The sequence below is a fragment of the Stenotrophomonas sp. PUT21 genome, assembly GCF_052232875.1.
Lineage (GTDB): Bacteria > Pseudomonadota > Gammaproteobacteria > Xanthomonadales > Xanthomonadaceae > Stenotrophomonas > Stenotrophomonas maltophilia_N.
On sequence record NZ_CP197645.1, the window covers coordinates 3,479,268 to 3,493,986 of the forward strand.

The 14,719-nt window shown below is 68.3% G+C and carries 11 protein-coding genes and 2 riboswitches; of the genes, 7 read left to right on the top strand and 4 right to left on the bottom strand.

What is annotated here, in order from left to right:
• The first annotated feature begins 56 nt into the window (after positions 1–56).
• Complete coding sequence (locus ACTT2I_RS15775; protein WP_421098903.1) at positions 57–2,237, top strand: primosomal protein N'; 2,181 nt, start codon at positions 57–59, stop codon at positions 2,235–2,237.
• 14 nt (positions 2,238–2,251) lie between these two features.
• On the opposite strand, the gene ACTT2I_RS15780 is transcribed toward ACTT2I_RS15775, so the two are convergent.
• Positions 2,252–2,872, bottom strand: coding sequence for a glutathione S-transferase family protein (locus ACTT2I_RS15780; RefSeq protein ID WP_421098902.1), 621 nt, complete (start codon positions 2,870–2,872; stop codon positions 2,252–2,254).
• 101 nt (positions 2,873–2,973) lie between these two features.
• Here ACTT2I_RS15780 and ACTT2I_RS15785 point away from each other — a divergent pair, with 101 nt between their 5' ends.
• Complete coding sequence (locus tag ACTT2I_RS15785) at positions 2,974–3,177, top strand: hypothetical protein (protein ID WP_421098901.1); 204 nt, start codon at positions 2,974–2,976, stop codon at positions 3,175–3,177.
• A gap of 9 nt (positions 3,178–3,186) precedes the next feature.
• On the opposite strand, the gene ACTT2I_RS15790 is transcribed toward ACTT2I_RS15785, so the two are convergent.
• Positions 3,187–3,948, bottom strand: a complete 762-nt coding sequence (locus tag ACTT2I_RS15790) for an NYN domain-containing protein (RefSeq protein ID WP_421098900.1) — start codon at positions 3,946–3,948, stop codon at positions 3,187–3,189.
• A 162-nt stretch (positions 3,949–4,110) separates the two neighbouring features.
• Here ACTT2I_RS15790 and ACTT2I_RS15795 point away from each other — a divergent pair, with 162 nt between their 5' ends.
• Complete coding sequence (locus ACTT2I_RS15795) at positions 4,111–5,403, top strand: NAD(P)/FAD-dependent oxidoreductase (RefSeq protein ID WP_421098899.1); 1,293 nt, start codon at positions 4,111–4,113, stop codon at positions 5,401–5,403.
• 58 nt (positions 5,404–5,461) lie between these two features.
• Here ACTT2I_RS15795 and ACTT2I_RS15800 read toward each other — a convergent pair whose 3' ends face one another.
• The gene (locus tag ACTT2I_RS15800; protein WP_088433651.1) at positions 5,462–5,806 is read right to left on the bottom strand and encodes a ribonuclease E inhibitor RraB; all 345 of its coding nucleotides are present in this window, start codon (positions 5,804–5,806) and stop codon (positions 5,462–5,464) included.
• 86 nt (positions 5,807–5,892) lie between these two features.
• On the bottom strand, positions 5,893–6,162 hold the full coding sequence (locus ACTT2I_RS15805) for a GIY-YIG nuclease family protein (protein WP_088433650.1): 270 nt from the start codon (positions 6,160–6,162) through the stop codon (positions 5,893–5,895).
• A 44-nt stretch (positions 6,163–6,206) separates the two neighbouring features.
• Positions 6,207–6,289, top strand: a riboswitch (glycine riboswitch).
• A 20-nt stretch (positions 6,290–6,309) separates the two neighbouring features.
• Positions 6,310–6,401: riboswitch (glycine riboswitch) on the top strand.
• Between the two features lie 93 nt (positions 6,402–6,494).
• On the opposite strand from ACTT2I_RS15805, the gene ACTT2I_RS15810 reads away from it, so the two are divergent.
• From ACTT2I_RS15810 to ACTT2I_RS15825, 4 genes are all read left to right on the top strand, one after another.
• Positions 6,495–7,112 (top strand): trimeric intracellular cation channel family protein, encoded by a 618-nt coding sequence (locus ACTT2I_RS15810; RefSeq protein ID WP_088433649.1) that lies wholly within the window; start codon positions 6,495–6,497, stop codon positions 7,110–7,112.
• Positions 7,113–7,315: 203 nt separating this feature from the next.
• Complete coding sequence (locus ACTT2I_RS15815) at positions 7,316–8,479, top strand: MdtA/MuxA family multidrug efflux RND transporter periplasmic adaptor subunit (protein WP_421098898.1); 1,164 nt, start codon at positions 7,316–7,318, stop codon at positions 8,477–8,479.
• Positions 8,476–11,583, top strand: a complete 3,108-nt coding sequence (locus tag ACTT2I_RS15820) for an MdtB/MuxB family multidrug efflux RND transporter permease subunit (protein WP_421098897.1) — start codon at positions 8,476–8,478, stop codon at positions 11,581–11,583. The genes ACTT2I_RS15815 and ACTT2I_RS15820 overlap by 4 nt, the downstream gene beginning before the upstream one ends.
• The gene (locus tag ACTT2I_RS15825) at positions 11,580–14,645 is read left to right on the top strand and encodes an efflux RND transporter permease subunit (protein ID WP_443096699.1); all 3,066 of its coding nucleotides are present in this window, start codon (positions 11,580–11,582) and stop codon (positions 14,643–14,645) included. Before ACTT2I_RS15820 ends, ACTT2I_RS15825 begins: the two co-directional genes overlap by 4 nt.
• The last annotated feature ends 74 nt before the right edge of the window (positions 14,646–14,719 follow it).

Here is a 14,719-nt window from a genome sequence, read left to right on the forward strand (position 1 = left end):
GGTTGAGACCGTGAATGGGCGTGATCCGGGTCCGCCCGCCCCGCTACACTGACCCGATGACCTCCTCGTCTTCGACCCTGCGCGTCGCCCTGCCGGTGCCGCTGCCGCAACTGTTCGACTACGCCCCGCCGCCCGGGCCGGCTCCAGCGCCGGCGATGACCGGGCAGCGCATCCGGGTGCCGTTCGGCTCCCGCGAGCTGGTCGGGGTGGTGGCCGGCATCGGCCAGGTGGAGGATCCCGGCAGCCTGCGCGCGGCGATTGAATGGATCGACACCACGCCGCTGGTGACCGGCGAACTGTGGCGCTCGCTGCAGTGGCTGGCGCGCTACACCCATGCGCCGCTGGGCGAAGTGATCAGTACGGCCCTGCCTGGCCCGCTGCGGCGGGGCGAGGCGGTGCCGGATACCCATCAGTGGGGCTGGCAGCTGACGGAGCCCGGGCGCGACCCGCAGCCCAGGCTGCGCAACGGCACCCGACCGCAACGCCTGGCCGAGTGCCTGGCCGAGGGGGTGGTGAACGAAGACCGCCTGGACACCTTGATGGACGACTGGCGCAGCGCCGCCCGCGCGCTGGCCAAGCGCGGGCTGGTGGAACGGATCGCGCTGGCCCATTCGCCGGTGGTGGCCTCGCCCGCGGGCGGCCCCGCGCCCAACGCCGAACAGGCCGACGCGATCGCCGCGATCACCGCCGCCGACGGTTTTGCCGCCTACCTGCTCGATGGCGTGACCGGCAGTGGCAAGACCGAGGTCTACCTGCAGGCGATCGTGGCGTGCCTTGCGCGCGGCAAGCAGGCGCTGGTGCTGGTGCCGGAGATCGGCCTGACCCCGCAGACGCTGTCGCGCTTCCGCAACCGCCTGGGCATTCCGGTGCACGTGCTGCACTCGGGCCTGAACGACAACGAGCGTGCCCGCGTGTGGGCGGCCGCCGCGCGCGGCGAAGCACAGGTCATCGTCGGCACGCGCTCGGCGGTGTTCACCCCGCTGCCGAATGCGGGCCTGATCGTGATCGACGAAGAGCACGACGGCAGCTACAAACAGCAGGACGGCATCCGCTACCACGCGCGCGATTTCGCGCTGGTGCGCGCCAAGGCACTGGACGTGGCGGTGGTGCTCGGCAGTGCCACGCCGTCGCTGGAATCGCTGCACAACGCGCAGGCCGGCCGCTACACCCACCTGCGCCTGAAGCAGCGCGCGGGAGCGGCGCGGCCCCCCGTGGTACGCGTACTCGACGTGCGCAAGCGGCCGCTGCGCGATGGGCTATCGCCGGAGGTACTGGCCGGCATCACCCAGCATCTGCAGGCCGGGCACCAGGTGCTGGTGTTCAAGAACCGCCGCGGCTATGCGCCCGTGCTGCTCTGCCATGACTGCGGCTGGACCGCCCCGTGCCAGCGCTGCGATGCGCCGATGACCGTGCACGCCGGCGGCCGCCGCCTGCAGTGCCATCACTGTGGCGCACGCCAGTCCGCGCCGCTGGCCTGCCCGGACTGCGGCAGCCTCGCGCTGCAGCCGCAGGGCATCGGGACGGAGCGGCTGGAAGAACATCTGGTCGAAGCCTTCCCGGATTTTCCGGTGATCCGCATCGACCGCGGCACCACCGGCAAGCGCGACGCGCTGGAGACCCAGTTGGCCTCGCTCGGCGATCGCGCGGGCATCCTGGTCGGCACGCAGATCCTGGCCAAGGGGCACGATCTGCCGAAACTGACCCTGGTGGTCGTGGTCGGCATCGATGAAGGCCTGTTCTCGGCGGATTTCCGCGCCAGTGAAAAGCTGGCCCAGCAGCTGATCCAGGTCGCCGGCCGCGCCGGGCGCGCCGTGGATGCAGGCGAGGTGTGGTTGCAGACCCACCACCCGGGGCATCCGCTGCTGGAGACACTGGTCAACGGCGGCTACCACGCCTTCGCCCATGCGGAACTGCAGCAGCGCGAGGCGGCCGGTTTTCCGCCCTTCGCGCATCTGGCACTGCTGCGTGCCGAAGCGCAGCAGGTGGAGCATGCCAACGCGATGCTCAGTGCCGTGCGCGCGTTGATTCCCGACGATGCGGCGGTGGAACGCTATGGCCCGATGCCGGCGCCGATGCCGCGCCGCGCGGGCTACCAGCGCACCCAGTTGCTGCTGTCCTCACCGGCGCGGCGCCCGTTGCATGGCGTGCTGGACCAGGTGACGCCGCAGATTGCCGGCTTGCCGCAGGCACGCCGGGTACGCTGGTCGTTGGATGTGGATCCGATGGATCTGTATTAGCGCGGCACGGTCGCTCAGGTGAGCGCGGTCATAACCCCACGCTGGTACGCCGGACGCTGTTTCAACCGCTCGTACCAGGCCGCCAGATGCGGCAGGTCCGGGCGCTGGATCGGCATCTCGAACCAGGCGTAGATGAAGGCGCCCAGCGGAATATCGCCCATCGCGAACTGCTCACCGGACAGATATGGCTGCCGCGACAGGGCTTCATCGGCCATCGCCAGCAGCTCGCCGGAACGCACCAGTGCGGCAGCGATGCGCGCCTCGTCCCGATCCGCCGGCGCGGTCCGCAGGGTGCCCCAGAACAGATCGCGGAACACGCCGGCGAAGGTCGAGGTGGTCCAGTCCATCCACTTCTCCGACTGCGCGCGCGTCACCACGTCTTCCGGGTACAGCGTGCCCAACGCGTAGCGCGCCGAGAGATAGCGCACGATCGTGTTGGATTCCCACAACGGCAGGCCCTGATCCTCGATCACCGGCACCAGCCCGTTGGGATTCATCGCGCGGTATTCCGGCGACTGCGTGCCACCGAAGGCACCGCCGACCTCGATCGACTCGTACGGCGCGCCGATCTCCTCGGCACACCACAGCACTTTGCGCACGTTGCTGGAATTGCGACGGCCCCAGATTTTCAACATGATCGGATTCCCGTATCGTTCGATGCGCGGCAGCGGGGTCGCGCGGTGCCGCTACGATACGCCCAACGGCGGGCCGACCGTCATGTCATGGATGAAAAACAATGATCCTCTACGCGCTCGAAATCGTGTTGCTCGTTGCCGGCATCGGCACCCTCGTGGTCGGCTATCGCCGCCACCATCGCAATCTGTTGCTCAGCGCCGCGCTGTTGCTGCTGGCCAGCGGCATGCTGCCTGACGCCGTGCGAGGCTTCTCCGATGGCTTCAACGGCAGCACGGCCCGCCCGCTCGCCGCGCTGCTGCGTTGAGGCCAGCGCTTACTTCGCCACCTTGGCCGTACTCTTCTTGGGCAGCGCGCGCACATAGGTCGATTTGCCGTCCTTCTTCATCTCGAACAGGCCGGTCGCGGCCAGCAGATCGCTGAGTTTGCTGTACCCGTAATTGCGCGAATCGAACGAGGCCTGGTTGCCGATCTGGCTGCCGACCGGGCCGAGATGCGACCAGCCATCCTCGGCTTCGGCCGAGGTCACCGCGCGGCGCAGCATCTGCACCAGCCGGGTGTCGTTGCGCAGCTCCGGCCCGCTCTTGCGCGGGCGCGTCTCCTCGTTGTCCTGCTCCACCTCCTGATCGGCCGCATGCGGCTGGCCCAGCGCTTCGATGTAGGTGAACTTCGAGCACGCGTTGACGAACGGCTCGGGCGTTTTCTTCTCGCCGAAGCCGTACACCTTCACCCCGTCGGTCAGCAGGCGCATCACCAGCGGAGTGAAGTCGGCATCGCTGGAGACGATCGCAAAGCCGTCCAGATTGCGCGCGTACAGCATGTCCATCGCATCGATCACCATCGCCATGTCCGAGGCATTCTTGCCACGGCTGTAGGCGAACTGCTGGATCGGGCGGATCGCGTATTCGTGCAGCACCGATTCCCACCCTTTCAGCCGCGGGCTCTTCCAGTTGCCGTAGGCACGGCGGACATTGGCCACGCCGTAGCGGGCGACTTCGGCCAGCACCGCATCGATCTTGGAAGAAGGTGCGTTGTCGGCATCGATCAGCAGGGCGATGCGCTTTTCCGGTTCGGACATCTCGGTCTCCAGGGCGGGATCGGATCGGCCATCGGGCAAGCGCGATGGCCCCTGAACCCAGTATCGGCCATCGACGTGAACATCGCGCTTCACGTGCGACCATAGGCCGCATCACGAGACGACCTGCGCCGCCCCCCTCCGGCGCCCGCCAAGGAGTGAAGCATGACCCGCGATCCCACGCCCCACCTGCTCATCATCGGTGGTGGTTTTGCCGGCCTCTGGGCCACCCGTGCCCTCGCCTCGGCGCACGTGCGCATCACCCTGGTGGACCGTCGCAACCACCATCTGTTCCAGCCGCTGCTTTACCAGGTGGCCACCGCCGGCCTCTCGGCACCGGATATCGCCGCCCCGCTGCGCCACATCCTCGGCCATCAGCGCAACGTTGAAGTGCGGCTTGGCGAAGTGACCCACATCGACAAAGCGGCGCGCAGTGCCACCCTGGCCGATGGCACGCAGATCGCCTACGACACGCTGATGCTGTGCACCGGCGCCACCCACGCCTACTTCGGTCACGACGAATGGGCCGCCGATGCGCCGGGCCTGAAAACGCTGGACGATGCCATCGCACTGCGCCGCAAGCTGCTGCTCGCCTTCGAGCGCGCCGAGGCCGAGCCCGATCCCGCACGCAAGGCCGCCTGGCTCAGTTTCGCCGTGGTCGGCGGCGGCCCCACCGGGGTGGAACTGGCCGGCACCCTGGCCGAGATCGCACGGCATACGCTGCGCAATGAGTTCCGCCATATCGACCCCGCCTCGGCCAAGGTCCGCCTGATCGAGGCCGGCCCGCGCGTGCTGTCCACCTTCCCCGAGGTGCTCTCCCTCAAGGCGCGCCGCCAGTTGGAAAAACTGGGTGTGGAAGTGCTCACCGGTACGCCGGTAAGCGACATCAACGCCGAGGGCTTCCAGCTGGGCGAGCGCTTCGTCGAAGCGCGCACCGTGGTCTGGGCCGCCGGTGTCGCCGCCTCACCGCTGGCGCGCACGCTGGACGTGCCCCTGGATCGCGCCGGCCGCGTGCCGGTGCAGCCCGATCTCACCCTGGACGGCCACCCGGAGATTTTCGTGGCCGGGGATCTGGCCGCAGTGACCCAGGCCGATGGCAAGCCGGTACCCGGCGTCGCCCCGGCAGCCAAGCAGATGGGCAAGCACGTGGCGACCACGATCCTGGCGCGCCTGGCCGGCAAGCCCGCGCCGGGCCCGTTCAAGTACCAGGACTTCGGCAACCTGGCGACCATCGGCCGCATGGCCGCGATCGTCCACCTCGGCCGCCTGCAGCTCTCCGGCGTGCTGGCGTGGTGGTTCTGGCTGGCCGCGCACGTGTTCTTCCTGATCGGCTTCCGCAACCGCGTGGTGGTGCTGCTGAACTGGGCAGTGGCGTACTGGAGCTACCAGCGCAGCGCGCGGATCATCTTCGGCGATGCGCAGGACGATCGCCGGCCGAAGCGGCCGCCGACGCCCTGAGCGGTCGAGCCGCAACGGTGGCAGCCAGCCACGCCGGGCTGCCACACGGATGGGCCACTCAGCCCTGCGACAGACATCCCCAGCCATCGACCTGGCCGCTGTAGGAGACCGCCTCGCTGGCGAGCAGCCCTTCGAAGCCCGAGATGTTCTGGTGGGTCGGCAGCATCAGCGGATGCACCACCACCTGCCACGGGTATTCGTCGTTGCCCTCGTAGGCAGCCAAGGACACCTTCTGCTCGTTCTTGAGCAGGTGCACGGCAAAGGCGATCGCCACGTCCTGGGTCGGGAAGATCAGCGCGAAATCCACCTCGCGCGGAATCGACAGGTCGTCGCCATCCTGCAGCATGTTCCAGAGCACATCGCCATTCTCATCTTCCGGGTACAACGACAGATCGCGGGACATGGCACTCCAGGGCTTGGGCAAGCGGATCAACGAACGAGGGTCGATGGTATGCCGCCAACGAAGGCCCGAACAACCAGCACGCAGGGCTACATGGGATCGGGCAGCGCCAGCCACGCCAGCTTGCGCTCGCGCGGTTGCCGCTTGAGCTGCCATTCGGCCTTCGACGCCGCGGCCCGGTCCGGGTAGGCGCGCATCGCCAGCACCTTCACCGGCGGGTTGGCGCGCGTGTATTTGGCCCCTTTGCCGGCCAGATGCGCCTGGAAACGTGCCTCCACGTCGTTGCTGATGCCGGCGTAATAGCTGCCGTTGCGGCATTCAAGCAGGTACAGGTACCAGAGGGCAGGTTCAGCGGGCATACCGGGATTATCCCCCGGCGCGGGGCCGGCGGCTGCTAGAATCCGCCCCGGATGCAGGAGAGAGGCGCCGCGCTGGCGCCCGCCGAAGGCGCAGGCTCCCATAATCGCTCAGGCCGGTGGCTCGATACGCCACCAACCATGCATCCGACACGCCGATCTGGAGAGAGGTCTTCAATGACCCGCCGAAGGGGCACGTGGCCTTGGCCACCGAACTCTCAGGCAAAAGGACAGCGGGAGCGGCAACGGAATCCCACCCCACGACAGTGCAGCGGCGCAGGCGTGATGCGTGTGCGTTTCCGTCCCCGCCTGACGTGTTTCCCGGAGCCACCCCCATGCTGCTCTCCCTGATCTACCTCATCGCCATCTCGGCCGAAGCCATGACCGGCGCGCTGTCGGCCGGCCGCCGCCGCATGGACCTGTTCGGCGTTGTCATCATCGCCTGCGTCACCGCACTCGGCGGTGGGTCGCTGCGCGACATCGTGCTCGGCCATTACCCGCTGGGCTGGGTGAAGCACCCGGAGTACCTGGGCTTCACCATCTGCGCCGCGCTGATCGCCACCTGGGTAGCACGCTGGATGCACCACTTCCGGCGCACCTTCCTGGTGCTCGATGGCCTGGGCCTGATCGCGTTCACCCTGATCGGCTGCGCGGTCGCGCGCGAGGGCGGGCATACCGTACCGATCATCCTGATCGCCGGCATGCTGACCGGTGCGTTCGGCGGCGTGCTGCGCGATGTGCTGTGCAACGAGGTGCCGCTGATCTTCCAGAAGGAACTGTATGCGGTGATCACCCTGCTCACCGGTGCGGCCTACCTGACCCTGCTGGAACTCGGCGTATCGCTCAACGCGGCCACGCTGTGGTGCCTGGGCGGCGGCTTCCTGCTGCGCCTGCTGGCGATCCACTTCAAATGGGAAATGCCGAAGTTCGTGTACCGCGACGAGGTGCATTGACGCACCCGCGGGCATGACCAAGGTCACGGGAGCTTGAGCGGCCTGGCCCTGTATCATGGCGCTCCCGTTCCATTCGAACGGCATCCAGCCACGCGGCGGTGTTCCACCCGCTGCCCCGCCAGACACCCTCTCCCCCGTTGACCTGCCGCACTCGGCCGGTCCCCATGGACGCACTGCTCCGGTGGAGGGTGCGCAGGATGCGTATGTCCGCTTCAACGCCCCCGTCGTCTCGCCGTCGTGTCGTCAAACCGCTGTTGATCGCCGCCGCTGTCGGCCTGGCCGCGATCGCCGCATGGAAACTGCTCTCGCCCGCTCCCGCCGGCCCGTCCGGTGGTCCGCAGCCGACCCCGGTGCGTGTGGCCACCGCGACGCAGGAAGACCTGGTGGTGCGCCTGAAGGCGCTCGGCACGGTGACCCCGCTGCATACGGTGAGCATCCGCAGCCGCGTGGATGGCGAACTGCTGCGCCTGGCGTTCTCCGAAGGCCAGCACGTCCAGGCCGGCGAGCTGCTGGCCGAGATCGATCCGCGCCCGTTCCAGGTGCAGCTGTCGCGTGCGTTGGGGACGCAGCAGCAGAACCTGGCCGAGCTGGACAACGCCGAAAGCCAGCTCAAGCGCTTCACCGAACTGCAGACCGAGCACTTCGTCTCCGCGCAGGACCTGAGTGACCAGCAGAGCAAGGTGCGCCAGCTGCAGGGCCGCCGCCAGACCGACCAGGCGGCCGTGGATGAAGCGCGCCTGCAGCTGCAGTACACCCGCATCACTGCGCCGGTGGCCGGGCGCATGGGCCTGCGCAATGTGGATGTCGGCAACCTGGTGCGCAGTGGCGATACCGAGCCGCTGGCCACCATCACCCAGACCACGCCGATCAGCGTGCTGTTCACCGTGCCCGAGCCGGACCTGCCGGCGGTGGTCGCCGCCGCCCGCGCCAATCCGCAGCTCACCGTGGAAGCCTGGGACCGCGAGGAGCGCACCGCGCTGGGCGACGGCATGCTTTCCAGCCTGGACAATCGCATCGATACCGCCACCGGCACGCTCAAGCTGCGCGCGCAGTTCGCCAACGCCGATGAATCGTTGTTCCCCAACCAGTTCGTCAATGTGCGCCTGCAGGTCAGCAGCAGCGATGCGGTGGTGATTCCCAACGCCGCCGTGCAGTTCGGCAGCAAAGGCAGCTACGTCTACGTGATCGCGGCCGATGCCACCTCGCACCTGCGCAGCGTGGTGCTCGGCCCGGCCGATGGCGAGCGCGTGTCCGTACGCGAAGGGCTCAAGGCCGGCGAGCGCGTGGTGGTGGAAGGCATCGACGGGCTGCGCGAAGGCGCCAAGGTCGAGGTGGTGGAGCAGGACCCGCCGCGGACCGGCGCATGAGCCTCTCGCGCCCCTTCATCGAGCGCCCGGTCGCGACCACGCTGCTGATGGTGGCGCTGCTGCTGTCCGGCGTGATGGCCTACCGCCTGCTGCCGGTCGCGGCACTGCCGCAGGTCGATTACCCGATCATCCAGATCACCACGCTGTATCCCGGCGCCAGCCCGGATGTCACCACCAGCGCAGTCACCGCGCCGCTGGAACGGCAGCTGGGGCAGATCCCCGGCCTGAAACAGATGTCCTCGACCAGTTCGGGCGGCGCCTCGGTGATCACGCTGCAGTTTTCGCTGGAGGTCGCGCTCGGCGTGGCCGAGCAGGAAGTGCAGGCCGCGATCAACGCCGCCGACAGCTTCCTGCCCGATGACCTGCCGGTGCCGCCGGTGTACCGCAAGGTCAACCCGGCCGATACCCCGATCCTGACCCTGGCGGTGACCTCGCAGGGGCTGTCGCTGCCGCAGGTGCACGATCTGGTCGATACGCGCATGGCGCAGCGGCTCTCGCAGCTGCCCGGTGTCGGCCTGGTCAGCCTGGCCGGCGGGCAGCGCCCGGCAGTGCGCATCCAGGTCAATCCGTCCGCGCTGGCCGCCAACGGCCTGAGCATGGCCAGCATCCGCACCGCGATCGGCACGGCCAACGTCAACATGCCCAAGGGCAGCTTCGATGGCCCGACCCGCGCGATCATGCTCGATGCCAACGACCAGATGCGCTCGGTCGCCGAGTACCGCGCGCTGATCCTGGCCTACAAGGAGGGCGCACCGCTGCGGCTGGGCGATGTCGCCACCATCGAAGATGGCGCCGAGAACCGCCAGCTGGCCGCGTGGTCGGGCACTACCCCGGCCGTGCTGATCAACATCCAGCGCCAGCCCGGCGCAAACGTGATCGCCGTGGTCGACCAGGTGCGCGCGCTGCTGCCGCAGCTGCAGGCCTCGCTGCCGGCCGGTGTTGATGTGGCCGTCCTGAGTGACCGCACCGAATCGATCCGCGCCTCGATCCGCGGCGTGCAGCACGAGCTGCTGATCGCGATCGCGCTGGTGGTGATGGTCACCTTCGTGTTCCTGCGCAACCTCCCGGCCACGATCATCCCCAGCATCGCGGTGCCGCTGTCGCTGGTGGGCACTTTCGGGGTGATGCTGCTGGCCGGCTTCTCGCTCAACAACCTCACCCTGATGGCGCTGACCATCGCCACCGGCTTCGTGGTGGACGATGCGATCGTGATGCTGGAGAACATCGCCCGTCACCTGGAGCGCGGCGCCACGCCGATGCAGGCGGCGTTGAAAGGCGCCCGGCAGATCGGCTTCACGCTGATCTCGCTGACGCTGTCGCTGATCGCGGTGCTGATCCCACTGCTGTTCATGGCCGACGTGGTCGGCAAGCTGTTCCACGAGTTTGCGATCACGCTGGCGGTGGCGATCGGCATCTCGCTGCTGGTCTCGCTGACGCTGACGCCGATGATGTGCGCGCGCCTGCTCAAGGCCGGCCACGCGACCCGTCGCGATGCCGATGGGCAGGAATCGTCGCAGCAGGGCGACCCGTTCGACCGCGTCGTGGCGGTCTACGATCGCCAGCTGCACTGGGTGCTGCAGCGCCAGCCGCTGATGCTGGCCGCCACCGTCGCCACGCTGGTGCTGACGGCGCTGCTGTACGTGTGGGTGCCCAAGGGCTTCTTCCCGGTGCAGGATGCCGGGCTGATCCAGGGCATCAGCGAGGCGCCGCAGTCGATTTCCTTCCAGGCGATGGCGCAGCGCCAGCAGGCGCTGTCCGCGGCGTTGCTGGAAGATGAGGACGTGGCCAGCCTGTCCTCGTTCATCGGCGTGGATGGCAACAACGCCACGCTCAACAGTGGCCGGCTGCTGATCGAGCTGAAACCGCATGCACAGCGCGCTGCCGATGCACAGGCGATCATCGCGCGGCTGCAGCGGCGCGTGGCGCACGTCCCGGGCATCAGGTTGTACCTGCAGCCGGTGCAGGAACTGGGCATCGAAGACCGGATCAGCCGTACCCAGTACCAGTTCACCCTGACCAGCCCGGATCTCGCACAGCTGGACACGTGGACGCCGCGCCTGCTTGCGCATCTGCAGCAGTCGCCGGCGCTGGCCGACGTCGCCAGTGATCTGCAGAACCAGGGCCTGCAGGCGCATGTGGTGATCGACCGGGTCGCCGCCGCGCGGCTGGGGATCAGCGTGGAGACCATCGCCGATGCGCTGTACGACGCGTTCGGGCAGCGCCAGATCTCGACCATCTTCACCCAGGCCAACCAGTACCGCGTGGTGCTGGAAGCGCGCCCGGACGTAGCCTTCGGCCCGGATGCGATCGCACGCCTGCACGTCACCGGGCCCGACGGGCGGCAGGTGCCGCTGGGCGGCATCGCGCGGATCGAACAGCGCCCGGCGCAGCTGCTGATCAACCATGTCGGCCAGTTCCCGGCGGTGACGTTCTCCTTCAATCTCGCCCCGGACGCCTCGCTGGGCGAAGCGGTGGAGGCGATCGAAGGTGCACGTACCGCGATCGGGCTGCCGGCCGGCGTCGAACTGCGCCTGCAGGGCGCCGCCGATGCGTTCCGCGCCTCGCTGTCGAGCACCTTGTGGCTGGTGCTGGCGGCGGTGGTGGTGATGTACCTGGTGCTGGGCGTGCTCTATGAGAGCTTCATCCACCCGATCACCATCCTCTCCACCCTGCCCTCGGCCACGGTGGGTGCGCTGCTGGCGTTGCTGGTCAGCGGGCGCAGCCTGGATCTGATCGCGGTGATCGGCATCGTGCTGCTGATCGGGCTGGTGAAGAAGAACGCGATCATGATGATCGACTTCGCGCTGGAGGCCGAGCGCGAGCATGGCATGGCGCCGCGTCAGGCGATCCACCAGGCCGCCCTGCTGCGCTTCCGGCCGATCCTGATGACCACGCTGGCCGCGCTGTTCGGCGCGATCCCGCTGATGTTCGCCAGTGGCTCGGGCGCGGAGCTGCGCCAGCCGCTGGGCCTGGTGATGGTGGGCGGGCTGATCGTCAGCCAGGTCCTGACCCTGTTCACCACGCCGGTGATCTACCTGTTCTTCGATCGCTTCCGCCAGCGTCCCACGCCGGCTGCCGACGCGGCTGACGAGGCGCTGGCGTGAGTCCGCTGTCGCGGGCAATCGGCTGGTTCGTGCAGCATCCGGTCGCCACCGTGCTGCTCGCGGTCGCGGTGGTGCTGACCGGCCTGCTCGGGCTGCGCCTGCTGCCGGTTGCGCCCTTGCCACAGGTCGACTACCCGGCGATCAACGTCAGCGCGAGCCTGCCCGGCGCGAGCCCGGAATCGATGGCGGCCAACGTCGCCACGCCGCTGGAACGTGCGCTGGGCACCATACCGGGGCTGACCGGGATCGACTCGGCCAGCACCCAGGGCTCGACCCAGGTCGAACTGAAGTTCGCACTCGGCCGCAACGTGGACGATGCCGCGCGCGATGTGCAGGCCGCGATCAATGCCGCGCGCGCGCAGCTGCCCAGCGGCATGCCGGGCATGCCGCAGTACCGCAAGGTGAATCCCTCGCAGGCGCCGATCATGGCGCTGGCGCTGAGTTCGGACAGTCTCTCGCCGGGCCAGATCTACGACGTGGCCTCCACCGTGATCGCGCAGAAGCTGGCGCAGATTCCCGGTGTCGGCGAGGTCCAGGTAGGGGGCAGCTCGCTGCCGGCGGTGCGCGTCTCGCTGGATCCCAATGCACTCAACCATCACCGCATCGCACTGGACGACATCGCCGCGGCGATCCGCAACGCCAACGCGCTCAAGCCACTGGGCACCGTCGCCAGCCAGGCCCAGCAGTGGCAGCTGGAAGCCACCCTGCAGCTGCGTACCGCCGCCGAGTACCGCCGCCTGATCGTGGCCATGCGCGATGGCCGGCCGGTGTACCTGGAGGACGTGGCCGGGATCAGCGAAGGCGTCGAAGACCGCTACGCCAGCGGCTTCCACAACGAGCGCCCGGCGGTGCTGCTGATCGTCAGCCGCCAGCCGGATGCCAACATCATCGAGACCGTCGACGCCATCCAGGCGCAGATGGACACACTGCAGGCACTGCTGCCGGCCAACATCGACATGCAGGTGGTGATGGACCGTTCGCCGGTGATCCGCGCCACCCTGCGCGAGGCCGAACTGACCCTGCTGCTGGCCATCGCCCTGGTGGTGCTGGTGGTCCTGGCCTTCCTCGGCCACTGGCGTGCGGCGCTGGTGCCGACCGTGGCGATTCCGGTCTCGCTGCTGGGCGCGCTGGCGATCATCGCCCTGCTCGGGTTCTCGCTCAACACGCTCTCGCTGATGGCGCTGATCGTGGCGGCGGTGCTGGTGGTCGACGATGCGATCGTGGTGCTGGAGAACATCGCCCGCCATCGTGAGGAGGGCGCTTCGCCGATGACCGCCGCGCTGCGCGGCGCCGGTGAAGTCGGTGCCACGCTGCTGTCGATGAACATCGCGCTGGCCGTGGTGTTCATCTCGATCCTGTTCCTGGATGACTTCGTCGAGAAGCTCTTCCGCGAGTTCTCACTGACCCTGGTGGCGGCGATGGGCGTCTCACTGCTGGTTTCGCTGAGCCTGACCCCGATGCTGTGCGCACGCCTGCTCGGGCAGGCTCGGCCGGGCCCCGGCAATGGCCTGCAGCGCGCCGGGACCGCCCTGTTCGAACGCCTGCGCGCGGCCTACGTGGGCAGCCTGCAGACCATGCTGCGCTGGCTCGCGCTGCCGCTGCTGCTGTTCGCCGGCGTGATCGCGCTGAATGTGTGGCTGTTCCAGCAGGTGCCCAAGGGCATTGTGCCCAAACAGGACACCGCGCAGCTGCGTGGCTTCGCGCGCGGCGACGACGGGCTGTCGTTCCAGGTGATGCAGCCCAAGATCGATGCGTATCGGAAGTTGCTGCTGGCCGATCCGGCCATCAGCGACATCATCGGGTATATCGGTGGGCGCAGCGGGGTCAACAACGCCTTCATCATGATAAAGATGAAGCCGCTGGCCGAGCGCAAGGTCTCCAGCCAGCAGGTGATCGACCGCCTGCGCGCCAACATGCCGAAGATTCCGGGCGGCGGCCTGTTCCTGTGGGTGGACCAGGACATCAAGCTGGAGGGCAGCGGCGACAGCGGCCAGTACGAGTTCCAGCTGCTCTCCGGCGAACTGGAACCGCTACGGCAATGGACACCCAAGGTAGCCGATGCGCTGCGCGCCCTGCCCGAGCTGGTCGATGTGGAATCCAAGGGCGACGAAGGCATGCGCCAGGTGGTGCTGGACATCGACCGCGACGCCGCCGCGCGGCTGGGCGTGGACATGCGCATGATCGCCTCGGTGCTCAACAACGCCTTCAGCCAGCGCCAGGTCGCCACGCTGTACGACACCCTCAACCAATACCGCGTGGTGATGGAACTGGACCCGCGTTACACCCAGGATCCCTCCACGCTGGAGCAGATCCATGTGATCGGCAAGGACGGTCAGCGCCTGCCGCTGTCCTCGATTGCCAGCTGGTCCTACGGCATGGCACCGGACCGCATTTACCACAGCCAGCAGTTTGCCTCGGTCTGGATCGAGTTCGCGCTGGCGCCCGGCGTGACCCTGGACCAGGCGGTGAAGGCGGTGGACCGCGCGATGGCCGGGATCATGCTGCCCACCCACGTGCAGGCCAGGCTGAGTGGCGAGGCCGGTGGCTTCGAGAAGCTGCGCGAGCGCCAGCTGTGGTTGATCGTGGGCGCGATGCTCGCGGTGTATCTGGTATTGGGCGTGCTGTATGAAAGCTTCGTGCAGCCGCTGGCGATCCTCTCCACCCTGCCCTCGGCCGGCGTGGGCGCGCTACTGGCGCTGATGGCCTTCGGCAACGAGTTGAACCTGATCTCGCTGCTCGGCCTGTTCCTGCTGGTGGGGGTGGTGATGAAGAACACCATCCTGATCATCGACTTCGCGCTTTCGGCCGAACGCGAGCGCGGGTTGCCGTCGTACGACGCCATCTGCGAGGCAGCACGGCTGCGCTTCCGCCCGATCCTGATGACCAGCGTCGCGGCGTTGCTGGGCACGTTGCCGCTGATGCTGGCCACCGGCGAAGGCTGGGAGATGCGTCAGCCGCTGGGCATTGCGATCGTGGGTGGGTTGCTGGTGAGCCAGTGGCTGACGTTGTATACGACGCCGGCGATCTACCTGGCCTTGGCGAAGCTGCGGCGGGCAGCGTGATCATCGGACGCGCGACGCCCTGAGGGTAGAGCCACGCCATGCGTGGCTGCTCCTGCATGATCTGCAAGCAGCGC